We start from the raw sequence: 23,199 nt of genomic DNA on the forward strand, positions 1-23,199 counted from the left end.
GCATGCGAAGGCGGGCGGACCGCTCCATGAAACCGGCGCCCCGGCGCTGCCGTGAAATTACCTTGACAGACGAACGGCGAAGGTCGAATAATGCCGGCATGGCCGTAATTCCTCATATTGACGGGCTACAACGCCGGTCGCCGTTACTGCGATTCGCCCTCGGCGCGGTCCTGATGGTCTGCCTCTCGGTCCTGTGTCCCGGAACGGAACTGTGCAGCGCCGGGGATGATATGGTGCTTCTGGGGTTCGCCGTTGGATCGGCGGAGGAAGGGTCTGCCCTTCCACATGGCTGGGAACACCTTGAATATCTGGGAAAGGCGCGGAACCGCGTTTTTACGGAACGGGACGGAGCTAAAGGGGTTGTCCGCATGGAAAGCCTCGGCAGCGTGTCCTCCCTGATAACATTTCCCGATGTCCCTCTTCAGGACTATCCCTGTCTGGTATGGCGGTGGAAGGTGAACAGGGCCGTCGGCATGGCGATGGAAGACCGGAAGGACAGGAACGATGCCGCCGCCCGGGTCAGGATCATCTTCGGCGGAAAAGGTGAAGTGTCCGCCGCGGGCAGGGATGGTGTGGTGAAACTGCTTGAGACCATGGGTGTGCAGATCCCGCCGATGGAACCACCGGGATTCAAGGTAGATTACATCTGGGGGAACAGGGCACAGGCAGGAGACTTCCTCGCGTACCCCGGTTCCTCTTATCACAAGGTCTTCGTTCTGAGGAGCGGGAATCGCCAAGCCGGGTGCTGGCGATGGGAAAAGCGCGACATCGTCGAAGATTTCCGGCGATCTTTCGGAACGGAACCCCCCGGTATCACAGCGGTCCTCATCCTCAGCGACACGGACCATACCAATGAGGGAGTGACCGCCTGGTTCGGCAGCATCGTCCTCATGTCGGAACAGTCCCGGGGCGGCGGCGAGAAGCAATGAAAGCAAGTCCACGCTCCATGGCGGTCCTCATCCTGAATCGCGTCGAAGAAGAGAGATCCTACGCAGGTCCATTGCTCGATGCCGGGCGGTCCGCCACCGGCATGGACGATATAAAGGACAGGCGGCTGCTCACTCAGATCGTATACGGGGTTCTCCGGCACCGGGGGCGTCTCGACTGGGTGCTCGCCGCGTTCTACCGGGGCGACTTCTCGTCAATGGAGGTGGGGCTGAAAAATATTCTTCGTGTCGGCCTCTACCAGATACTTCTCCTTGACAGGATACCCTCATACGCGGCCGTGAACGAGGCGGTGAAAGCGGCTCGAAAAATGTTCCCGGGGCGTGACAGGCTGGTAAACGGAATCCTGCGGGGAGCGCTCAGAGGGATGGGTAATATCGCCTATCCGGATCCCCTCGAAGAGCCCGCCGGATACCTGTCGGTCTTTCATTCACATCCCCAGTGGCTCGTGTCCCGGTGGATAGATGAACTGGGGGTGGAGGAGACACGCCGGCTCTGTGAATCCAATAATGAAGAGCCTCCGCTGACGCTGCGGGTGAACCGCTTGAAAGCTGACCGCGGGGAGATCCTGTCACTGCTGCGTCGGGAGCAATGCGGGGCGGTGCCCGCAAGCGTCGCTCCCCAGGGCGTTATTCTTGAACGAACTGACGGCGCGATCACCGACATGGGACTTTTCCGTGACGGGTATATCCAGCCGCAGGACGAAGCATCCCAGCTCATCGCTCATCTCGTCGAGCCGAAGCCGGGTGAGATGGTGCTGGACCTCTGTTCGGGAAACGGTGTCAAGACGACACATCTTGCTGAATTGATGAACAATCGGGGGACCATTGTCGCCGTTGATGTCAACGGTGACAAGATCGGGCATCTGAAACGCCTTGCCGCCCGGCTCGGTGTCGATATCATCCGGACCCTGGTGCAAGATGCCACACAGGACCTGGGCGCGTCCTTTCACAAGGCCTTTGACCGCATACTGGTTGATGTCCCCTGTTCAGGGCTCGGGACATTACGGAGGAATCCGGAGATCAAGTGGCGTATCAGCCCGGAGGATCTGAAGGAACTGGTTCCTCTCCAAAAAAAACTATTGAATCAGGCAGCCGCTTATCTTAAAAAGGGGGGCAGTATCGTTTACAGCACCTGCACGATAGACAGAGAAGAGAACGAAGATATGGTGAGGGATTTCCTGGACGATCACCCCGGTTTCCGCCACAGTCATCCCCCCGTTGCTTTGAGCAATGTGGCGCCTCCCGGTACGTTCTTCAGGTCTTTCCCTCACCACCATGGTATGGACGGTTTTTTCGGGGCCGTCCTTCAAAGAGGGGAGTGATCGTGATGGAGAACGTCGGACCGACGCGCGCAGACGCCCTGGAACTGCTTCACCGCTATAATGAGAGTGACAGCCTCAGAAAGCACGCCTATGCCGTGGAATCGGTCATGCGCCATATCGCCAGGAAGCGCGGTGAGGACGAGGACAAATGGGGGGTCATCGGACTGATCCATGATCTTGACTACGAACGATACCCGGACCAGCACTGCACGATGACGAAAAAGATCCTGGAAGAGGAAGGGTGGCCCGCCGAGTATATCAGGGCCGCCGTTTCCCACGGCTGGGGGATCTGCTCCGACGTCAAACCGGAAAGTGTTCTTGAAAAAACACTGTACGCCATCGACGAACTGACGGGGCTGGTGGCGGCCAGCGCTCTTGTCAGGCCGTCAAAGAGCGTTCTGGACCTGACGGTCAAATCGGTCAGGAAAAAATGGAAGTCCCCGGCCTTTGCCGCCGGTGTCGATCGCTCCATCATTGAGAAGGGCGCCGGGATGCTGGATCTCGATGTGGCTGAGCTTATCGAGGATACCATCATGGGAATGCGCGATGTCGCGGCGGATATCGGACTCGAGGGTGAACCGTCCTGACATGTTCAAACGGCCTGTTCCCCCGGGCCCCCACCCCTGAAAAGCCTGTGGAACAACCCATAGAGGCACCTCGTAAAAAGGTGCAAAATTGATTGACAACCCCCCCCAAAAACGGTATCCATCACATTTTTACGTCCGGGATCGCGAATCGGTTTCCTTGCGAAGCGGGGAAGCTCCGCTATGTTCGTCTTATACCGCTCGAAGCGGATCCCGGTGTCGTCGATGTGAACGGCCTGCCATATGTCCTGACCGGCCGTTGATGTGAGAGGGATAAAAGGGATGACTGTGTTCCTGAAACAGATGCAGGTGGGTTTTCTCGCTGTCTGTGCCTATATCGTGGGGGATCGTGATACCGGTGAAGGACTGGTCATCGACCCCGCCGCCTCGACGGAAGACATCGCCGCGGAAGCGGAGCGGAACGGCATCACCCTTAAATACATCGTCAATACCCATGGTCATGTCGACCATATCTCGGGAAATGCGGACATGCAGAAGCTGACAGGTGCCCGGATCGTTATCCATGAGGCCGATGCCCCCCTGTTGACCCAGACGCCGTCCATGATGCTGCGGATGTTCAGAGCGAAGGCGTCACCGCCGGCGGACATTATCGTCCGCGACGGCGATGTGATCAGCGTCGGCGGGGTGAACCTGAACGTCATCCATACACCGGGGCACACCCCGGGAGGGATGTCGCTTTACCTGCCGGGCTATGTGTTCACCGGGGACACTCTCTTTGTGGAAAGCGTGGGCCGGACGGATCTTCCCGGTGCCTCGTGGAATGTAATGTACAATTCGATCATGAAAAAACTCATGACGCTTCCCGATGAGACCATTGTTCTGCCCGGTCACAATTATGGAAGAACCCCCACGTCGACCATCGGGAATGAGCGGCGCAACAATCCTTTCTTGCGATAGGCGGTGAGCCGGTTATGGAAAAACAAGGACTCTTTGAAACCAATCTGGAAACCCTGTTCCTGAAGAGCAGGGGCAAGGTCCGGGATATCTACGAGGTGGGCGGATACTATCTGATAGTGGCAACGGACAGGATATCCGCCTTTGATGTGATCATGCCGAATCCCATCCCTGACAAAGGGAAGGTCCTCACCCGGATGTCGGAGTTCTGGTTCCGCAGAACGGAGGGCATCATCGCGAATCATCTTATAACGACCGATGTGAGGGATTTCCCGGAGGAATGCGTGCCCTACCGTGAAATTCTCGAGGGCCGCAGTATGCTTGTGAAAAAGGCACGGCCGCTGCCGGTGGAGTGTGTCGTCAGGGGATATCTGGGCGGTTCCGCCTGGAAGGATTACTGTGAAGGAAGGCCCGTTTCGGGTATCGTTCTTCCCGCGGGGTTGAAAGAATCGTCAAAACTGGCCGAGCCGGTCTTTACCCCCTCCACCAAAGCGGAACAGGGACAGCATGACCTCCCGATATCACAGGAGGAGGTGGGTCGCCTGATAGGCAAAGACCTGGCCGACCGTGTTGAAAGAACATCTCTTGAAGTGTTCGTGCAGGCTTCGGAAGCAGCGGACACGGCAGGTATCATTATCGCTGATACCAAAATGGAATTCGGCATCATCGGCGATGACCTGGTGCTGATCGATGAACTGCTCACGCCCGATTCATCGCGGTTCTGGCCCAAGGATGAGTATGAAGAGGGAAGGTCCCAGAACAGTTTCGATAAACAGTTTCTCCGGGATTATCTCCTGTCGATCAAGTGGAACAAGACCCCGCCGGCGCCGCAACTTCCCGATGACATTATAGAAAAGACCGCTGAGAAATATCGGGAAGCCCTGGAAAGACTTACCACCTGATTCCAACGCCTTGACAGATCGCTGAACCGTTACTAACTTAATTTTGTTTATCTGCGTCCGTCGTCCACTGCAAAAATGAGCGTTGTCGCCAATGAAAAACGATTACTATAAAATACTCGGTGTTCGCAAAGATGCATCCAAAGATGAGATAAAAAAGGCTTACAGGAAGCTTGCCTTTCAGTATCATCCCGATCGAAACCCCGGAAACCATGAAGCGGAGGAACTGTTCAAAGAGGCCGCTGAAGCCTATGAGGTCCTCAGTGACGATGAAAAGAGGGATATTTACAACCGCTTCGGTCACGAAGGTCTCCGGGGGACCGGATATCGGGGCTTTACGGGATTTGAGGACATCTTCTCGAGCTTCGGCGACATATTTGAAGACATTTTCGGATTCGGGACGCGCAGGACCCGGGGCCGCACCGCTCCGCGCCAGGGAGCCGACCTCCGGTATGACCTGAAGATATCCTTCACTGAGGCCGCCTTCGGTGTTGAACAGGATATCGAACTGGAGCGATATGAGGGCTGTATCGAATGCGGCGGTTCCGGTGCCGAACAGGGAACGGAACCAGTCGTGTGCCCCACCTGCCGGGGAATGGGACAGGTAACGAAATCAAGTGGGTTCTTCAGCATCAGTCAGACCTGCCCGCATTGCCGAGGCACCGGGCGTATCATCGAGCATCCCTGCAGGAACTGCGGAGGCCTGGGAAGATCGGCGGTAAAAAAGACGCTCCATATCAAAATACCTCCCGGTGTGGACAGCGGGTCGAGACTTCGGCTCAGGGGGGAAGGGGAGGAAGGTAATTTCGGCGGTCCCCGGGGAGACCTCTACGTTTTTATATATGTTCAACCTCACCCCAATTTCGAGCGGGACGGCGACGATATCATCTACAGGCTGCAGATCCCCATGGCCGTTGCCGCACTGGGTGGAACCGTGGAAGTACCCACCCTGAACGGTAATGAAAAAATAAAGATACAGAAGGGAACGCAGCACGGAAGACTCTTCCGGATCAAGGGACAGGGTATCCCCCATTTGCGGGGGTTCGGACGGGGCGATCAGGTCGTTCAGGCATTTATACAGGTTCCCACCGATCTGGGGCGAAAAGAAGAAAAGCTGCTGAAGGAATTTGCCAAGCTTCGCGGCGAATTATAGAAACCGGAAGCGTTCTGGCGTGCCCCGAAGGGTCCGGCGCTCCGAAAAACCGTCCCGTGGTTATGTATCCTTTTCCATTTCCCATTCACTGAGAATGATTTCCGTCGCCATCCGGGCCGCCTCCCCCACCAGACGTGAACAGTGCCCTATCATTCCCGCCCTCAGCGCCGCCTCGAGCTCGGCCGGGTCGTAGAGGTTGAATGTCCGTCCCATGAGTGACCGCTGAACATCATAGCATCGGCATGTTCCATAGCGTTCGACGAACCTGTCGTGGAGCTTCTTGACGAGGAGATAGGAACGCATGGGCTTCATCATGTCGGCAATATCTTTTTTTTCTCTTCCGAAAAGAAGGCCGATGACCATGGCACCTCCCGTGAGAGCGCCGCAGCTTCCGTCGCCCGTCAATCCGAGACCGTCGGCAAGTCCGCTGGCACTCCGGAACACATCATCATTCTCGATGTCCAGGGCGTCGAAAATGCCGGCGATACAGGTCTGTGCGCACCCGGTACAGCGCTTTTCATAGTTCATGGCTGATTCAAAGGCTTTTTCCGCACGGTCTTTCGCTTTCTCCGTCATAGGGGCTGCCTCCTCTTTTTATGCAGGTGACCCGGCTCGATAACGGCTTCATTGCCCGGGTTCTCATGAACGCATCGTTCTTGTACCACATTTCACGGCCGCTTCAAAAGGGATTCGGTAACATTCCCCGCCACATTATGTGTTGACAGGAATCGATTTGAATCGGATAATGAACATACTTCTCATTCACACCGATCTTCTCCAGAGAACGAAAAGTTTCACCGCCTTCAGCCTGCTTTGCCGCACCCTTATCCATATTCAGAGTGAAACAAGCCACCAGGACGGTAATAAGTCATGTATCACTTCAACCATCTCATGGTGGGCCTTACCCTCAGTGCCAGGGATAAGGCGAAGATCCGGTATGCATCCCTTGTCAGCAGCCTCGTGTCGTCCCGGATGATCACCTTTGTTCATGTGGGGAGCACGATCGACAACCCGGCATCATGGTATTTCGATCACATGAAGGAGGCCGTCGGCAGTTTTTATCGAGGCCCCTCCGATGTAATGCTTGATTACCATTTGATCGAGGATGGCCCGCGGGTTGAAAAGGAAATGCTGGAACTGTTCAGCGAAAAAAAGGTGGACCTGATCATTGTGGGAAGAATACGGGGGACCTTTACCGGAAAGGAAACGTTGCCCGTGCGATTGACCCGGAAAGCCCAGTGCTCCGTGCTCTTCGTTCCCGAGGAGGCACGACCGTCCCGTACGCGTGCCCGGGACATGAACATACTGGTGCCGATCGATTTTTCAGAGAATTCGGCCGACGCCATGAAGATGGCGATGGAATTCGCCGCCGCCCATTCAATTTCGCAAGTATTCTGTGTACATGTGTTCCATGTCCCTCTCGGCTATTACAAGCGTGGGAAGAGTTACGAGGAATTCAGCCGGATCATGCACCGCAACGCCAGGGAAAAGTGCGTCGAATTTCTCGGCCGGTTCGATCAGCATACCGTCGCGGTGACCTCGTTGTTCAAAGAAGATACGAAGGCCTACCGGGCGATAGAATCGGTCGTCAGTGAATACACCATAGACCTCATCGTCATCGGCTCGAGAGGGAGAAGGGGAGCCGCCAGGGTTCTCATGGAAAGCGTGACGGAGCAACTCATCAGGGAGACGACGGTACCCCTGCTTGCCGTCAAGGAAAAGGGCAAGGGGATGGGTCTTGTGGAAGCCCTGCGGCGTTTGTAGACGCTGCAACGGGGGAAGAAAGGAGGTGAACGATCCGGCGGGAACAGGGGCCACCCGGTTCCCGGAATATAAACAGGCGGCCCGTCATGTGCCGTCAAACCTGTTCTTCAACAAGGAGGGAATCATGCCTGGAAGCACCTATAAAGTGATCGAGCTGGTGGGAACCAGCGATACGTCATGGGAAGACGCGGCAAAAAAAGCCGTTGAAGTAGCCTCAGAATCTGTTCACGATCTCAGGATCGCGGAAATCACCAAACTTGATTTGACAATTGAAAACGGAAAGATCCAGAGCTACCGGGCGAGGATAAGCGTCTCTTTCAAATTTGAAAAGTGACGACTTAGTAAAAAGTCCATATGCGGCGCCCAGCTTCATCCGTTTCCTTTTAGACAAAGGGACGGGTGTGCCTTATTGCTCATCGTTCCACCGGCTGAACGAACGCTTGATTTCTTGATGCCTCTGCGCATATAGAGAATTCAAAAAGAACGTACACGAGGCTGCTCATGCGCATCTATGCCGTCGCGGATATTCACGGGCGAGCCGAAAGGCTTCGAACGATAGGGGAGACGCTGAACACTGTCAATGCGGATGTGCTCGTTGTCGCCGGGGACATTACCAATTACACAGAAGCGGACCGTGTTTTCAGTTACCTGAACGGGATGCCCGTTCCCGTCCTTGCGGTTCGGGGAAACACGGACCTCAGGCGTACGGAGAAACTGTTTTCCAAATATTCCAATCTTACCTCACTTCACTTGCGCGAGGTGGCGGTGGACGGCGTGCCCATCGTCGGCATCGGAGGAACCGTACCCGTTCCGTTCAGCACCCGACTATGTCTCCGTGAGCAGGGCGTTATCGACGAGATCACTTCCCGTCTTTCCCGCGATTCCGTGCTGGTGGTCCACCCGCCGCCGCGGGGCATCCTCGATGAGGTTCTGGGAGTGTTCCATGCCGGGTGCCGGCGCATCAGGGACGTGGTCCTGACCTGCAGGCCCCGGCTTCTCATCTGCGGCCATATCCATGAGCGGGCGGGGATCGCGGAACTCGGTGAGACGCTGGTGGTCAACTGCAATGTGGGCAGGGGGGGCGCGGGTGCCGTTATCGATATAACGCCGGGCGCCCGGCCAAAGGCGGATCTGCTCGGTTGATCCCGGTGTGAAGGAGGTGGGGCGGTAAAAAAAGTAATTCCAATAATATAACGTATTAACAAGTAGATAAGGGCAGTTGATGACACTGTTGCGACCGGTTCCTCCTTTCCTCATAACATTACATCTTGACACAAAAAAGTGACTTCCCTATACTCCCCTCGCTCAGAAAAGACGGTTCTCTTGAAACCCCTTTGAGTGGCTGTTCCGTCGTCAAGACGTATATTCCATCCTATTCCTTGTCCCGGGATGTACGCTCCTTACTGACTGAGTTTTTCTTTGTTGCCTGTTTTTTCGCACAGATTTTGCGTAAGGTAGTTTTCGTCCGTCAAAAGAGTCTCTGATGAAGAAGGTAGAGAGATATGCCAGCACGTAATGACATAAAAAAGGTAATGATTATCGGTTCCGGTCCCATCGTTATCGGCCAGGCATGCGAGTTTGACTATTCCGGCACACAGGCATGCAAGGCATTGAGAAAACTGGGTTATGAGATTGTCCTTGTGAACTCCAATCCCGCAACCATCATGACCGATCCTGGTACTGCCGATGTGACATATATTGAGCCCCTGAATGTTGGATCTTTGAAGAAGATCGTTGAAAAAGAGCGTCCCGACGCGATCCTTCCCAACCTGGGAGGGCAGTCCGGTCTCAACCTGACCCTGGAGTTGTCCCGGGCGGGCGTTCTCGAGGAATTCGGCGTAAAGATCATCGGGGTCAACGCGGACGCCATAGAACGGGGGGAAGACAGAATCGCCTTCAAGGAAACGATGACCAACCTCGGTATCGACATACCGAGAAGCAAACCGGCCTACACCGTGGAGGAGGCCGAGGGGATCGCCGAAGAACTGGGATATCCCGTGGTGATCCGGCCCGCTTATACGCTTGGGGGGACGGGAGGCGGCATTGTTTACAATAAGGAAGAACTGGAAGTCATCGCCAGCCGCGGCATATCGGCAAGCATGATCGGTCAGATCCTGGTGGAGGAATCGGTGCTCGGGTGGGAAGAATTGGAACTTGAGGTCGTCCGCGATGTCAGGAATCAGATCATAACCGTCTGTTTTATCGAAAATGTTGATCCCATGGGGGTCCATACCGGTGATTCCTTCTGCACGGCGCCCATGCTCACCATCGCCCCTGAACTTCAGGAAAAACTGCAGGAGTACTCCTACAGGATCGTGCAGGCCATTCAGGTCGTCGGCGGAACGAATATTCAGTTCGCTCACGACCCGGAAACGGGGCGTATCGTGGTCATAGAGATCAACCCACGGACTTCACGCTCTTCCGCGCTGGCATCTAAGGCCACCGGATTTCCCATAGCCCTGGTTTCATCCATGCTCGCCGCCGGCATGACGCTCGACGAGATCCCTTACTGGAGGGAAGGAACGCTGGATAAGTATACGCCCTCGGGGGAGTATGTCGTCGTGAAATTCGCCCGGTGGGCCTTTGAAAAGTTCCCCGGCGCCGTCGATGTTCTCGGAACGCAGATGCGTGCCGTCGGGGAGGTGATGAGTATCGGTAAAACATACAAGGAAGCCTTCCAGAAAGCGATCAGGTCCCTTGAGATCAATCGATACGGACTGGGTTTTGCGAAGGATTTCAACAAGCGGGGGCTTGACGAACTGATGGGCATGCTCTCGAGGCCCACGAGCGAACGACAGTTCATCATGTATGAAGCGCTCCGGAAAGGAGCAAGCGTCGATGAACTGTATAAAAAGACCCGGATCAAACCCTGGTTCATCGAGCAGATGAAGGAACTGGTGGAACTGGAGGAAGAGATCATCGCGTTCAGGGGGAAGATGCTTCCCGACGAACTCCTCACGAGGGCGAAACGGGACGGTTTCGCGGACAAATATCTCGCGGGGTTGCTGGGTATTTCAGAACGGGAAATACGGGAACAGAGAAAGTCACTTGGTGTGGTTCAGGGGTGGCACGCCGTCCCCGTGAGCGGAGTCGAGAACGCGGCCTATTATTACTCCACCTACAATGCCCCCGATGCGGTTTCTGTTTCGGACCGGAAAAAGATCATCGTCCTCGGCGGCGGGCCGAACCGTATCGGACAGGGGATCGAATTCGACTACTGCTGTGTTCATGCAGCGTTCGCGCTGAAAGATGAAGGCTACGAGGCCATCATGATAAACTGCAATCCCGAGACGGTTTCAACGGACTATGATACATCGGACCGGCTCTACTTCGAACCGCTCACCCTGGAAGACGTTCTGAGCATTTACGAGAAGGAGAAACCCGAGGGAGTGATCGTCCAGTTCGGCGGGCAGACGCCGCTCAACATCGCCGGGGAACTGGCCGAATCGGGAGTGCGCATTATCGGAACGTCCCCGGAAGCCATCGACCTGGCCGAGGACCGTGATCGTTTCAGAAAGGTGATGGAGAAACTGGGCATACCGGAACCCAAGTCCGGCATGGCGAGTAATATCGATGAAGCCTTGGAGATCGCGAACCTGATCGGCTACCCGCTGATCGTGAGGCCATCCTATGTGCTGGGCGGGCGGGGAATGGAGGTCGTCTACGATGAAGAGATGCTCAGGCGCTACCTTGCGGCGGCTGTCGATGCAACCCCGGAACGGCCGATCCTCATCGACCAGTTCCTTGAGAACGCCATTGAATGCGAGGCCGACGCGATTGCCGACGGAAGCGATGCCTTCATCCCGGCAATTATGGAACATATCGAGTTCGCCGGTGTTCATTCCGGCGATTCCGCCTGCGTGATCCCCCCCACGAGCCTTTCCAAGCATCATATCAGCACCATCTACGAATACAACCGTAAGATCGCCCGGGAACTTGACGTGGTGGGCCTGATGAACATTCAGTACGCCATTTTCAATGATACGGTCTATATACTGGAAGCCAATCCACGGGCCTCCCGGACGGTACCCCTTGTTTCCAAGGTCTGTGCCATATCCATGGCCCGCATCGCGACCCAGCTGATGCTGGGTAAAAAGATACGCGACCTGGATCTTCACACGGGGAAGATCCCCCATTACGGCGTGAAGGAAGCGGTGTTTCCCTTTAACATGTTTCCCGAAGTGGACCCGCTGCTGGGGCCGGAGATGCGCTCCACCGGAGAGGTCCTCGGTATGGCGGAGTCTTTCGGCCCCGCTTTTTACAAGGCGGAGGAAGCGGCCCAGCAAACCCTGCCGCAGATGGGGACCGTGCTGATCACCGTGAATGACATGGACAAACGTGCTATTACCGACGTCGCGCGGGAGTTTTCGCGGCTGGGATTCAAGATCCTGACCACGGCGGGGACCCATGAATTTCTGACGGGACAGGGGGTTTCATCGGAACCGATCCTGAAGATGCACGAGGGACGGCCCAATATAGTCGACGGTATAAAGAACAAGGAGATCAATCTCATCATCAACACGCCGAGCGGTCGGATGAGCCAGTATGACGATTCATATATCAGGAAGGCGGCGATCAAGTACAAGGTTCCTTACATTACGACAGCGGCGGCGGCAACAGCCGTCGTGAAGGGGATCGGTGCCGTTTCCGGCCGTGCCGTATCCGTGAAGTCGCTCCAGGAATATCACAGGGACATTACCTATCAAGAAGGATGACATCATGAAGCCTACCGGTGAAAATTGCGGCGTTTTCGGTATATATTCCAAGAACGAGTGTGTCTACGATATATACCAGGGCATCGATTTTCTCCAGCATCGGGGTCAGGAATACTGCGGTATCTCGACCTTCGATCCCGGAAAGAAGGGGGAGCGGCAGATAGATTTTTTCAAGGGACAGGAAGAAGAGAACGGTGATAATACCGGGGAGTTTATCAACCATGTCACTCACCACGGGAAGGTCATCGATACCTTTAACGATGAAGAATTGCGAAGCCTGACGGGCCATTGGGGGATCGGGCACGTGAGCCTCTGGGAACGGCAGCCGATGAAGTGGCAATCCCGTCTTGGCGAGATAGCCGTGGCCTTCAGCGGGAACGTGATGAACTCCGCGGAACTGATGCAGGAAATGATGGGACGGGGCAAGTCCTTTTACAAAAGTTATGACATCGAGACGATCTCAAAGATCATCATAGAGGAATCGGACGTCGTCAGCGGCATCGCCGCCCTTGCCGAAAAGATCAATGGGGCCTATTCCCTGGTGGTCCTGACGAAGGACGGTATCTACGCGGCGCGGGATATTTACGGATTCCGGCCGCTGATGCTGGGTATGGATTCGGAACGGCATGTCGTTTCCTCGGAATCGCGGGCGATACAGAACCTGGGAATGCAGGTCTGCCGGGATGTCCGGCCCGGTGAGATCGTGCTGATCAACGGCAGCGGTTTTCATTCCGTCAAACAGGTCGAATCACCGCGCACCGCTCACTGCGCTTTTGAATGGGCCTACACGGCGAGCGTCGATTCTCTCATCGACGGTGTCTATGTCCAGGAAGCACGAAACAACATGGGTGCGCATCTTGCCCAGCGGGACATTGATGAAGGACATCCCGGTGCCGATATCGTAGCTCCCGTCCCGCTCTCGGGGATCGGTCATGCCCTCGGATACCACCGCCTTTCAAAGGTGACCTATCAGGAAGTGTTTCTCTACCACCGGTATGCCGATAGAAGCTACATGCAGGCGACGCAGCTCGCGCGGGAGAAAATGGCGAAACGGAAACTGTCCGTCCTCCCCTATGCCATAAAAGGACAGAAGATCGTACTCTGTGATGATTCCATCGTTCGCGGGACCCAGATCATGCATAAGGTGTGGGAACTGAAAAAGGCGGGAGCCAGAGAGGTCCACGTACGGGTCGCCTGTCCGCCCCTGATGTATCCTTGCGACTTCGGTATCTCAACCCGCTCCTATGACGAGCTCCTAGCCCGGGAATTCATGCCCACGGGGGACATTACTTCCATGGATGAACTGCGCAGGATGGAAGCCTGGGTGGCGCGGAAGATCGGTGCCGATTCCGTGAAGTACAACAGTATGGATGATTTTGTGAACGCTCTTCAGATGCCGCGAAAAAACCTCTGTCTGAAATGCTTTGACGGGCATTTCCCCTTCTGAATTCAACAGCATTATTTTATCCGAGAGCTCTCGTCAGGATTTTTCCGCATCAAATGTGTCGGGAGTGACGCCGAGGGCCTTCAATTCGTTTTTCTTTATCCGGAAGGTCTCGGTTCTCGGAAAGTCGTCGATGATCCTGATGTAACGGGGGATCGCGTACGGGGCCAGCTTGTCCCTGAGGAACTCCCTCAGCTCTGCGGGAGACAGCCGTTCTCCGCTTACAAGGGTCACCGAAGCCATGATCTCGTCTTCGGTCATCTCCGATGGCACGCCGTATACCGCGCACTCCTGAACTTTGGGATTCTTCAGTATCACCTTTTCCACTTCATAGGCCGATACGTTTTCCCCACGCCTCCTCATGGAATCCGTTTTCCGGCCCACGAAATAGAGAAAGCCTTTGTCATCCTGATACATGTAGTCCCCGGTATGCTCCCATTCACCTTTTGTTTTTCTCTCCGTTGCCTGAATGTCCTTATAGTATTCCACTGTGCTTTTTTTGTCCGGGGATACCTTGAACAGGAGCTCTCCCGTTTCTCCGACCGGGACATCTTTGCCCGCTTCATCAACGAGCCTTATCTCCGACAGCATGGGAGATCCCACAGAGCCCTTGGGAGCGTTTCCCAGGTTCATGATCGTCCCGGTTCCGTCAATGGCGCCATATGCCTCCCAGAGCGTGACATTGAACCTCTTTTCAAAGGGTTCCCACATGTCTGCCGGGCATCCTGCCGAAATGACAAGGCTCACCTTGTGATCCTTTTCATGTGGATGTGGAGGTTGCCTCATGAGTATGGGGATCATCGCCCCGATCGTGTTGAAAACCGTTGCGCCTGATCTCCAGACCTCTTCCCAGAACCGGCTCGCGCTGAACTTCTTGCTGAGCGCAACCGTGGTGCCGGCCACCAGCACCTGTGTCGTCGTGACGAAAAGCGCATTGCCGTGAAACAGCGCAAGCGGGGTATAATAGATCGAGTCCGGTTTCATGGCGATCTGGGCAAGGAGCTTTATCTTATCGACGAGGTTCTTGTTGTATCTGAAGACGACACCCTTGGGGAGGCCCGTGGTGCCTGAGGTATACATGATAAGGAGCAGGGAATCCGGGCTGAAGGTGACCTCGGGTTTTGCCGTGGACATGCTTTTCCCGTATGCGTCCCGCAGGTCCAGCATCCCTTTCGGGACAGTATAATCAGGTGGGGCCTCGAGCGTGTTCACGATAACATGCTTGATCTTCGGTATTTCGCTTTCAATGCTTCGTAAGAGATCAACCTTGTCATGGTCAACGACCAGATATTTCGCATCGCTGTTATCGATAATGAAGGCAAGACCTTCTCCCCGCAGGCTCGTATTAGCGGGATTCACGTACATTCCGATCTTCTGGATGCCGAAGAAAACATCGAGGAACTGCTGAGAGTTGCCCATGAGCGTTGCAAGCCCGTCTCCCGTTTGTGCACTGATCGTGAGGAGGTAGTTCGCAAGACGGTTCGCGTTCTGATCCATCTCCTTATACGTTATGGAGCGGTCCCCGTATACGAGGTACACAAAGGTCTTGTCTCCGATCGCTTCTGACTGTCTTTCCAGTTCGAGGGACCAGTATGATGATTCCTGTGCCATTGGTTTCCCCTTTCTGTGATCATTGCCCGGTTGTTTTCAATATCGTATGAGCACCATTCCTCCGGCGATGGCCGGTCATGAAGGCGCCCGTTTAGTCGGGAAGCTTCCCCGAACCGTCCCTAGAGCCGGGGCGGGCTGTCCTCCCCATGATCGGTCGTCTTGTAAAATCCTTTAAAGCGGAACGGCCTCTTCATGGTTATCGCTCCCACACTGCAGATCGCAACACAGTCGCCGCAGAAGGCACATGCATTTTCAGAAGCCTGTTTCATCCGCGGTTTCTTGTCCACCATTTCGATCGCACTTGCTGCGCAGGCCCCCGCACAGAGGCCGCAGCCGGTACACTTTTCCAGATCGATTTCCACGATGCCGAACTCCATCTGTTCGGGGTCATCATAGGAGGGTATACGAAATCTGTCTAATAAACCGAATCTTCTCGTCGAGGGATCTTGCCCTGACGTGATCGTTCGCAGGGTACCATTCTCGAACCAGTCAACAGGGTGTGTCTGACGGGTGACCATTCCATCGGGATTACCCCGGGGCCACCCAATGGCAAGGCTGCTTGCATATTTATACGGGTACGAGATGCCGAGACGCTTTTTCCATTTCGGGTTCATATCCAGGGCCAGTTTTGCAAAGCCTACCCAGCATGTTCCCAGACCCATACTGTGGGCGGCAAGCACCATGTTCTGCCCCGCTATGCCGCAGTCGAGTTCCGGGCTGGACGCACCACGGATGTCTTTCAGTATGATGATGACCGTCGGGGCTCCGTGCCAGAGATCCAGCTTGCCTTCGGCGACCAGGGGGATCGCCGTGAACGGCATGGGGTGGAGATCGTTATACCTGATCCTGGTTATGAATTTGACCAGCGGCCGCAGCCATCCGCGGCCCTTCTTCCTGTAGTCGGTCATTGCGCCGACCATCCGGCAGGAAGAGACCACTGTGTCCGTTATGCCTTTGATCACCTCCAGGTCACGCAACACAATAAACTTCCAGGGCTGGTAGTTACCTGCTGAAGGGGCAAAACGGCCTGCCTCGAGGATCCTTTTCACCATGAATTCAGGCACCTGCTCTTTCTTGAACTGGCGCACGCTCCTGCGGCTCAGGATAACCTTTTCCGTTTCAGTGAACTCCCTCTTCAGCGTATCCAGGGATTCCACTCCGTTCCTTGCACTCATCTCCACCTCCCCCATGTTCACTTTCAAATGCCTTCAAGAATATGAATGGCCATTGCGGCCTCGCCCCGGCCGAGGAAACCCCCACCGTTCTCGGCCATGGCGATCCGCGCCCCCTGAACCTGCCGGGGGCCTGCGTTGCCCCGGAGCTGCGTGACAAGCTCGAATATCTGCGCAAGCCCCGATGCGCCGACGGGATGGCCCCGGGCGATCAGTCCCCCGCTCGGATTGACAGGGATTTTCCCTCCGATGGCGGTCGCGCCGCTCTCGGCAAAAGGGCCCCCTTCTCCCAGGGGGCAGAAACCCATCTGTTCCGTCTGGTACAATTCCCCGAAGGCTGTCGCATCGTGAACCTCGACCACATCGATGTCCCCAGGTCCCAGGCCGGCCATTTCATAGGCGGCCCTGGAAGTCCTTTCACATATGTCATTCTCCCCGGTTTTCGTTCCCGACCTGACCACTGATGCCCGGATGCGGATGCTACTGCCCCGTCCCTGTTTTTTCAGGAACCTCTCACTGCAGACCACCGCTGCGGCGGCACCGTCCCCCACAGGCGCACACATGGCCCTTGTCAGAGGATAGGAAACCTCCCTGTCCGCGAGAACCTCTTCCACGGTCATGGGGAAGGTGTACTGGGCAATGGGATTGTGCACCGAGTTGTTATGGGCCTTTGCGGCGATACAGGCAAGCTGGCGCTGTGTGGTGCCATACTGCTGCATGTGCATCCTGGCGCCTATGGAGTAAAGGTCCATGAACACCGAATGGCCGCCGGGTTTTTCCTCGGAAAGCTCCAAGCCTTTTTCCTTTGCTTCCTTTTCCCTGCGCAACCGCTCTTCTTCCTGAAATACGGCAATGAAATCCGTGAATTCTTCAACGTCTGTTCCCGACATGAAGATCATCATGGTCTTGGCGCGGTCCTTGTCGTACATCTTCTCGGCCCCGATGGCGAGCACGCAATCATAGATGCCTGCCTTGATGGCCGCCCATGCCGAGTGAAGGGCCGTCGATGCGCCTGCGCACGCATTTTCTATATTGACGATCTGAATACCTTCGAGCTGATTGGCGGACAGGGCCACCTGCCCGCGGATACTGTGCTGAAAGGAATGATATCCCCAACCTGAGTTCGAAAACCATGCCGCCTCTATATCCCGTCGCTCAAGCCCGCAGTCCTTCAACACCATCTCGAGGGCCTCCCCGGTCAGCGACTTGATCCCTTTTTCAAGGTGTTTTCCGAACCTGGTCGCCGCCGTTCCTATGATGTATACATCTTCCGCCATACGTGAATATCCTCTCCTGATCCCGTTACCATTTTCCGGTCATAGCCCGGTGTTGATCTGATCGATGAGGTCCATCTTTCGCAGCGGAGCCATGCCGAGAAGCGTCTTTATCTGCGTTGCGTCACGGAACCTCTTTTCCTGGCCGTAGTCCTTCATGTACCCATATCCCCCGAGGACCTGTATGCCGTCGGTGGTCACATGACAGGCGGTATCCTGGACATGAAGGGCCGCGGTCTTTGAGTAAATGTCCCACCCGGCGATCTTCCTCTCGATCGCGTTTAAGGCCTCACCCACTGCCATGTCGGCTATCTTCACCCGAATCGCCATATCCGCCAGGATCATTTTCATCTCTGACCAGTTGATGATTGGCCATCCCCCCTGTTCCCTCTCATTGCTGTAAGCCAGGGCACGGTCAAAGGATCCCCTCATGATCCCCAGAGATATGGCGGCAGCGGCGGCATACAGTATGTTTACGGTTTCCTCGAAAACGATCAGCCCTTTGCCTTCCTGTCCTATCAGTCCGGCTTCGGCTTCATTAAGTACGATGTCGGCGGCCGGACATGCATGTGCCCCGAGACTGAAGACAGGGTCACTTTTTTTCACCTTCGGGGATGACAGGTCCACAAGGAAAAGTGAATACCCCTCCATACCCGGGATCTTCGCCGGGATCAGGGCATGTGCCGCGATCGGGGCAAGAACAACATAATGAATAGAGCCTGAAAGGGAATATCCACTATCCCTTTTGGCGGCACGGGGGAGATCCTGATGCTCCTGCGGGTTGCTGTAAGCGGGAAATGCGATGAGGACATCGTTTGGGTTGTTTGATAACGGTATCTCACGGAGCATATCGGCCGCTCCGGACCGGAGAACAAGTTCCTGCGCAAGCGTATTGGTGAAAATGACCGTGCCCCAGCTTGCATCCGTCCGGCAGATGCATTCCAGGATCACGCAGAGGGTGCGAATTCCCTGCCCGATGCCGCCCATATCTTCGGGCAGTGTTATGCCGAGGAATCCGAGCTCATGGGCCTTTGCCAGGACTGCATCGTCAAAGGGGCCGAAGGGATATCTGTCGCTCGCCTCCCTTCGGTGGTCCAATTCCCTGCTCGCGAAATTGTGAGCAAGATCCTGAAAGGCCTTCATATCATCATGCATTAAAGACGTGCTCATGGTACCACCCCCTTTCACTGTTCGAAAACCCGGGTCTGCGGATAGAGTGGGGCAATGAGGCCCTTGAACGAGGTAATCCTGTTTATCTGGTTCGAGCCTTCGTAGATCTGTAACAGCTTTGAGTCGCGCAGTCGTTTCTCCATACCCCTGTCATGCCGCAAGCCTGCCTGGCCCATGAGGTCCAGGGCAAGCTGGCAGTTCCTGATGCCTATGTCAGTGCCTGAAAACTTGGCGAACGATGACAATCCCGAGGTGCAATCGATATCCTCTTTCCTCTTCATGTCATAATACATCTTGCTCATCGCCCAGGTGGAGACAGCCATGTTCAGCACGGGATTGATCATTTTGAAATATATCGGGGGCATGAATTTCAGGTAATAATAGATCGGCTTCATCTGGAGCAGCTCATACACTCCCCGGTGAGAATTCGCATAATTCGCTTCCATATATGCGAGCCTTCCCAGGATAACGTTCTTGTGCATCTCGGCCAGAATGCACTGTGCCCATTCATGGTTTATCAGAAGTCTGCCCCTGATCTCGGTTTCCGATGCGAATTTCAGCGCATCCTCAAATGCTCCACGTGCCACTCCTGTGCCGATCGCACAGACCCCTGCCTTCGTTGAGGAACTTATGTAGTCCATGTGTCTCTGCATGACATCACCGGGCGACTTACCGGTGAATTTCTTCATACTGTATGAATCGATGAGAACCTGATCATCGGGGATGAAACAGTCTTCGAAGATGATCTCGTTGGCCGGGCATACACGCTGTCCCATCTTGTCTTCATGCCGCCCGATAGAGAATCCTTTGGTACCTTTCCGGACCACGAGATCGACCCTGGTCTGTGAAGGCTTCTTGAGGTCGGTAAAGGCATAAAAGAATGTCCATTCAGCGAGCTGGCCCATTGATATGAACACCTTTCGTCCATTGATGATATACCCTCCACTGACCCGTTCGGCCCGGCACATTATCCTTCCTCTATCTATAAGATCTATTTCCTCCACATCGGTCCCCGCGTCAGGCTCGGTAATGGCAAAGGCTATCAGACAGGGTTTTCCTTTCTTCTCACCTTCGACCACCTCTTTGAGTATCCTGTTGGTCACCTTCATGTTGAATGATGTCAACAGGCTTGTGACACCCAGATAATGAACGGCTACGACATTGGCGATGCCGACGCAGGCTGTTGATATTTCTTCGATGACATTAGAGCTCGAGGGCAGATTTTTCCCCATGCCTCCAAAAAGCTTCGGGATCCACATGGTATAGAATCCCCAGTCACTTGCCGTCTGAATAAGATCATGGGGAAGATAATCGGCATCTTCGTGGGTCCTTCTGTCCAGGGGGAGGGCTTTCGGTTTTACCACCTGATCGTTGAACTTACGCGCGTATGCAATAAGCTCCTTCGTTTCCCTGATCATACCCCTGGGGACCCTGGGTGCATATTCAAGCCCTATGAACGTATCTTCAAACTTCGGGAACCTCTTCAGAAATGCTTTTACCTCCGAGCTTGAGATCATAAACACCTCCTCTTTATTGCTGTAATAACCCAAGCTGCTCCTTGCCTTTCTCCGTCAGGTATGTGGACAGAATGGCCCTGTTGACCTGGATGAGATGTTCTATTGCCTTCTTCCGGGAAAATTTCTTTTCAACGAGATAGCTGTGGGCGACCTGGATGGTCATGCCCTGAACGATATGCCCGAGAATCAACGGATTGAACCCATCGACAAAACCAAGACGCTTCCATTTCTTGAAATCGCTCGCGAGGTCGGAAACAAAATAATTGTAATAACGCCAAATATCGTCATCCAATCTTTCATCCACACCGAAACCACCCCTGATGATCAGGAGCATCTGCTGCGGATTTGCTTCCAGAAAGTCAAAAAAGGTGTTGTATGTTTCCTTCATTTTCCCGAGTCTTTCCACCATGTCGTCGGACACTTTCGTTTCCCTCATTTTCTTCAGGGTCATCCTGAGGTCGTAAAGGCTCCTCGTCGCGACCTCTTCGAAAAGTTCTTTCTTGTCCTTGAAGTGGGCATAAAAAGTGTTCGCCGACATACCGACAAACCGGATAATATCGTTGACCTGGGTATTGTGGTAACCCTTTTTGCTGAAGAGTTCCCTTGCCGCATCGATGATCGCTTCCTTGATATCAGCTCTCCTTTTCAGCTTTTTCCCCATGATATGACTCCCTTCGTAAGCATTGTCAGCACCCCATCCGCGCCATAAAAAGCATTATTTTCCTCCCCCATCCCACGCGCGTCAGAAATGAGAGGAATCCATAGTGTGTAGAGGGCGATATACGTTTGGACATCCACAATATTTTCGCTGCTGTCTGCGGAAGAACATACATCTTGTTCTTTCGTATGGCATTAACCACGAGAAGGGCAACCTTCTCAGGTGTCATTCTCGCATTTTCAATGGATATGACCGAGCAATATCGCTGGAATTCATCCGTGAACCTCAGCGTGCTCATCAGGTTTGTCTTGATGAATGTTGGGCAGAGCACGGTCACGCCGATATTATGAGGGGCGAGTTCGCTTTTGAGTGTTTCCGAGAGAGAGATGACCGCAGCTTTCGTTACATTGTACGGTGACATTTCCGGAGCCGATACGATGCCGGCAGCGGATGCCACGTTTACGATATGACCCTCTCCCTGTTTTTTCATCCGTGGGATGAAGGCATGACAACCGTACACAACCCCCCAGAAGTTGATCGAGACGATCCACTCCCAATCCTCGATCGGGATGTCGCCCATGAATCCAGTCGAGACAACACCCGCGTTATTGATGAGGATGTCCACCTTTCCCCACGTATCGAAGCAATGGTCTGCCATCTTGACGACATCATCGAGTCTGGACACATCACAGAAAAACACGTCCCCCGAACCGCCTGATCGTCTGACCAGCTCTAATGTCCCGCGCAAACCCTCTTCATTGATATCGGCCAGCAGTATGTCGCACCGCTCTTTCGCGAGAGCGATCGCAAGGGCTCTTCCTATGCCCGAAGCAGCCCCAGTGATAACCGCCTTTTTTCCGCTGAGGTCCTTCCTTTTCATGGTGCAACCCTTTCAGGAAAAACTGACGAAATCGCAAAGCTGATAGTTAATAGTAAGTGTGGGAGCAGCGTAGAGAAGCAAGCCGTTTTTAAATAATAATAATTATTATTATTTAAATTCTGCCTGATGTCAAGCGAATATTATACATGGAGGGTCATGCACGAAAGAGCTTATGAAGATAAAGGGGACTCTTATCAATCCTGAGATCATGCGTGATGTGGTAGCCAACACGCCGGGGGTCATTGAATATCAGTTCATCGTCGTGAAGGAAATAGCGGACGATCCCTATTCAATGGACGTGCTCAAGCTCAAGGTCGGGGCGGACCAGGGATGTGACCTGGAGGAGCTCGAGGCCGAGCTTAAGAACAAGGTGAAAAAGGCCGTCGAACTCACGCCGAAGGTAGAGTTCGTCGAGTGCTCGGAGATCTTCAATCCCGGCCAGACCCTCAAAGCCACGCGCATAATCGATGAACGGCCGCAGGAGTAATCCGGTGCATTAGCGGCGCTGTGTGAGTGAGGATACAATTCGGTCGGCCTTGTGGCGGGCCTCTTTCATGATTTCTGACGACCTGCCACAATCGTGCCGATATGGCCGCAAACGTTCAGATGGTGGATGAATATCGCCATTCACAAAATTTGTGGTTATGAAGCTTCCAATACCCCGGCGACGTATAGTCGAATCGCCTTGATGAGCCATCCCCTGGAGGTCCGGACATAATCATTATCATAACTTGCAAATGTCAAGGTCAATTTGTCCTCGAAATTCCCTCCAAGCAATAACAGCCACTGCGCCTTTCCGGTGTCCCCGTCAATGTCTATTATCGGATTGCTGAAACTGTGCATGAAAAATTCGTTACCGGCGTTCATATCCTTGAACATTTCCTCGATCTCGGCCCGTCCCTGGGCCAGCACGCCCATTACGGGGGCCTCCCACGTCGCGTCTTCCGTAAACATGGCCGTTACTTCATGACAGAACATGACTTTATCGTTCCATCCTTTATTCACGTAATGTCCGTAAGTGGCGTGAAGTTTTTTGATCGCTTCTATATCTTCCAATCTCTGTATTCGTTCTTCCAGCGAAAGATCCGAACTCATTTGATATACCCCCTTTCTCAATGGACAGTGTCTCCAATGTTCAGACATCTTCAACGCATGACCGATGTGAGTTCCCCGT

21 protein-coding genes are annotated in these 23,199 nt (G+C 54.4%); 12 read left to right on the top strand and 9 right to left on the bottom strand.

The features are described from left to right. Window positions 1-2 precede the first annotated feature (2 nt). The 6 genes from JXO48_00110 (at window position 3) to dnaJ (ending at window position 5,820) form a co-directional block, all read left to right on the top strand. On the top strand, window positions 3-929 hold the full coding sequence (locus JXO48_00110; GenBank protein MBN2282274.1) for a DUF3047 domain-containing protein: 927 nt from the start codon (window positions 3-5) through the stop codon (window positions 927-929). Next, the gene (gene rsmB / locus JXO48_00115; GenBank protein ID MBN2282275.1) at window positions 926-2,269 is read left to right on the top strand and encodes a 16S rRNA (cytosine(967)-C(5))-methyltransferase RsmB; all 1,344 of its coding nucleotides are present in this window, start codon (window positions 926-928) and stop codon (window positions 2,267-2,269) included. The genes JXO48_00110 and rsmB overlap by 4 nt, the downstream gene beginning before the upstream one ends. Window positions 2,270-2,274: 5 nt before the next feature. Then, complete coding sequence (locus JXO48_00120) at window positions 2,275-2,856, top strand: hydrolase (protein ID MBN2282276.1); 582 nt, start codon at window positions 2,275-2,277, stop codon at window positions 2,854-2,856. Window positions 2,857-3,141: 285 nt separating this feature from the next. Next, window positions 3,142-3,771, top strand: a complete 630-nt coding sequence (locus tag JXO48_00125; GenBank protein MBN2282277.1) for an MBL fold metallo-hydrolase — start codon at window positions 3,142-3,144, stop codon at window positions 3,769-3,771. A gap of 14 nt (window positions 3,772-3,785) precedes the next feature. Next, the gene (locus JXO48_00130) at window positions 3,786-4,670 is read left to right on the top strand and encodes a phosphoribosylaminoimidazolesuccinocarboxamide synthase (GenBank protein ID MBN2282278.1); all 885 of its coding nucleotides are present in this window, start codon (window positions 3,786-3,788) and stop codon (window positions 4,668-4,670) included. A gap of 91 nt (window positions 4,671-4,761) precedes the next feature. Next, the gene (gene dnaJ / locus JXO48_00135) at window positions 4,762-5,820 is read left to right on the top strand and encodes a molecular chaperone DnaJ (protein MBN2282279.1); all 1,059 of its coding nucleotides are present in this window, start codon (window positions 4,762-4,764) and stop codon (window positions 5,818-5,820) included. A 60-nt stretch (window positions 5,821-5,880) separates the two neighbouring features. Here the strand turns inward: dnaJ and JXO48_00140 are convergent, their stop codons facing one another. Then, window positions 5,881-6,396 carry a C_GCAxxG_C_C family protein gene (locus tag JXO48_00140; GenBank protein ID MBN2282280.1) on the bottom strand — a complete coding sequence of 172 codons (516 nt, stop codon included), beginning with the start codon at window positions 6,394-6,396 and terminating at the stop codon, window positions 5,881-5,883. Between the two features lie 294 nt (window positions 6,397-6,690). On the opposite strand from JXO48_00140, the gene JXO48_00145 reads away from it, so the two are divergent. From JXO48_00145 to JXO48_00165, 5 genes are all read left to right on the top strand, one after another. Then, the gene (locus tag JXO48_00145) at window positions 6,691-7,584 is read left to right on the top strand and encodes a universal stress protein (protein MBN2282281.1); all 894 of its coding nucleotides are present in this window, start codon (window positions 6,691-6,693) and stop codon (window positions 7,582-7,584) included. 124 nt (window positions 7,585-7,708) lie between these two features. Beyond that, on the top strand, window positions 7,709-7,918 hold the full coding sequence (locus tag JXO48_00150; GenBank protein ID MBN2282282.1) for a dodecin domain-containing protein: 210 nt from the start codon (window positions 7,709-7,711) through the stop codon (window positions 7,916-7,918). A gap of 167 nt (window positions 7,919-8,085) precedes the next feature. Further along, on the top strand, window positions 8,086-8,727 hold the full coding sequence (locus JXO48_00155) for a metallophosphoesterase family protein (protein MBN2282283.1): 642 nt from the start codon (window positions 8,086-8,088) through the stop codon (window positions 8,725-8,727). Window positions 8,728-9,086: 359 nt separating this feature from the next. Then, window positions 9,087-12,299, top strand: coding sequence for a carbamoyl-phosphate synthase large subunit (gene carB, locus JXO48_00160; GenBank protein ID MBN2282284.1), 3,213 nt, complete (start codon window positions 9,087-9,089; stop codon window positions 12,297-12,299). 4 nt (window positions 12,300-12,303) lie between these two features. Beyond that, the gene (locus JXO48_00165) at window positions 12,304-13,746 is read left to right on the top strand and encodes an amidophosphoribosyltransferase (protein ID MBN2282285.1); all 1,443 of its coding nucleotides are present in this window, start codon (window positions 12,304-12,306) and stop codon (window positions 13,744-13,746) included. A gap of 33 nt (window positions 13,747-13,779) precedes the next feature. Here JXO48_00165 and JXO48_00170 read toward each other — a convergent pair whose 3' ends face one another. The 7 genes from JXO48_00170 to JXO48_00200 all read right to left on the bottom strand — a co-directional run bounded on the left by JXO48_00170 (window position 13,780) and on the right by JXO48_00200 (window position 22,025). Beyond that, complete coding sequence (locus JXO48_00170; protein ID MBN2282286.1) at window positions 13,780-15,354, bottom strand: AMP-binding protein; 1,575 nt, start codon at window positions 15,352-15,354, stop codon at window positions 13,780-13,782. A gap of 119 nt (window positions 15,355-15,473) precedes the next feature. Next, window positions 15,474-16,529, bottom strand: coding sequence for a nitroreductase family protein (locus tag JXO48_00175; protein MBN2282287.1), 1,056 nt, complete (start codon window positions 16,527-16,529; stop codon window positions 15,474-15,476). Between the two features lie 23 nt (window positions 16,530-16,552). Next, window positions 16,553-17,803 (bottom strand): thiolase family protein, encoded by a 1,251-nt coding sequence (locus JXO48_00180; GenBank protein ID MBN2282288.1) that lies wholly within the window; start codon window positions 17,801-17,803, stop codon window positions 16,553-16,555. Window positions 17,804-17,842: 39 nt separating this feature from the next. Next, window positions 17,843-18,970, bottom strand: a complete 1,128-nt coding sequence (locus JXO48_00185; protein MBN2282289.1) for an acyl-CoA/acyl-ACP dehydrogenase — start codon at window positions 18,968-18,970, stop codon at window positions 17,843-17,845. 14 nt (window positions 18,971-18,984) lie between these two features. Continuing rightward, complete coding sequence (locus JXO48_00190) at window positions 18,985-20,487, bottom strand: acyl-CoA/acyl-ACP dehydrogenase (GenBank protein MBN2282290.1); 1,503 nt, start codon at window positions 20,485-20,487, stop codon at window positions 18,985-18,987. Between the two features lie 13 nt (window positions 20,488-20,500). Continuing rightward, window positions 20,501-21,148, bottom strand: a complete 648-nt coding sequence (locus JXO48_00195) for a TetR/AcrR family transcriptional regulator (GenBank protein ID MBN2282291.1) — start codon at window positions 21,146-21,148, stop codon at window positions 20,501-20,503. A 25-nt stretch (window positions 21,149-21,173) separates the two neighbouring features. Next, window positions 21,174-22,025, bottom strand: a complete 852-nt coding sequence (locus JXO48_00200; GenBank protein ID MBN2282292.1) for an SDR family NAD(P)-dependent oxidoreductase — start codon at window positions 22,023-22,025, stop codon at window positions 21,174-21,176. A 172-nt stretch (window positions 22,026-22,197) separates the two neighbouring features. Here JXO48_00200 and JXO48_00205 point away from each other — a divergent pair, with 172 nt between their 5' ends. Then, on the top strand, window positions 22,198-22,512 hold the full coding sequence (locus JXO48_00205) for a hypothetical protein (GenBank protein ID MBN2282293.1): 315 nt from the start codon (window positions 22,198-22,200) through the stop codon (window positions 22,510-22,512). Window positions 22,513-22,667: 155 nt separating this feature from the next. Here the strand turns inward: JXO48_00205 and JXO48_00210 are convergent, their stop codons facing one another. Then, window positions 22,668-23,120: a nuclear transport factor 2 family protein gene (locus JXO48_00210; GenBank protein MBN2282294.1), complete on the bottom strand. Its 453-nt coding sequence runs from the start codon at window positions 23,118-23,120 to the stop codon at window positions 22,668-22,670. Between the last annotated feature and the right edge of the window lie 79 nt (window positions 23,121-23,199).

Source organism: Deltaproteobacteria bacterium (assembly GCA_016933965.1).
Taxonomy (GTDB): Bacteria; Desulfobacterota; Syntrophia; order Syntrophales; family UBA2210; genus JAFGTS01.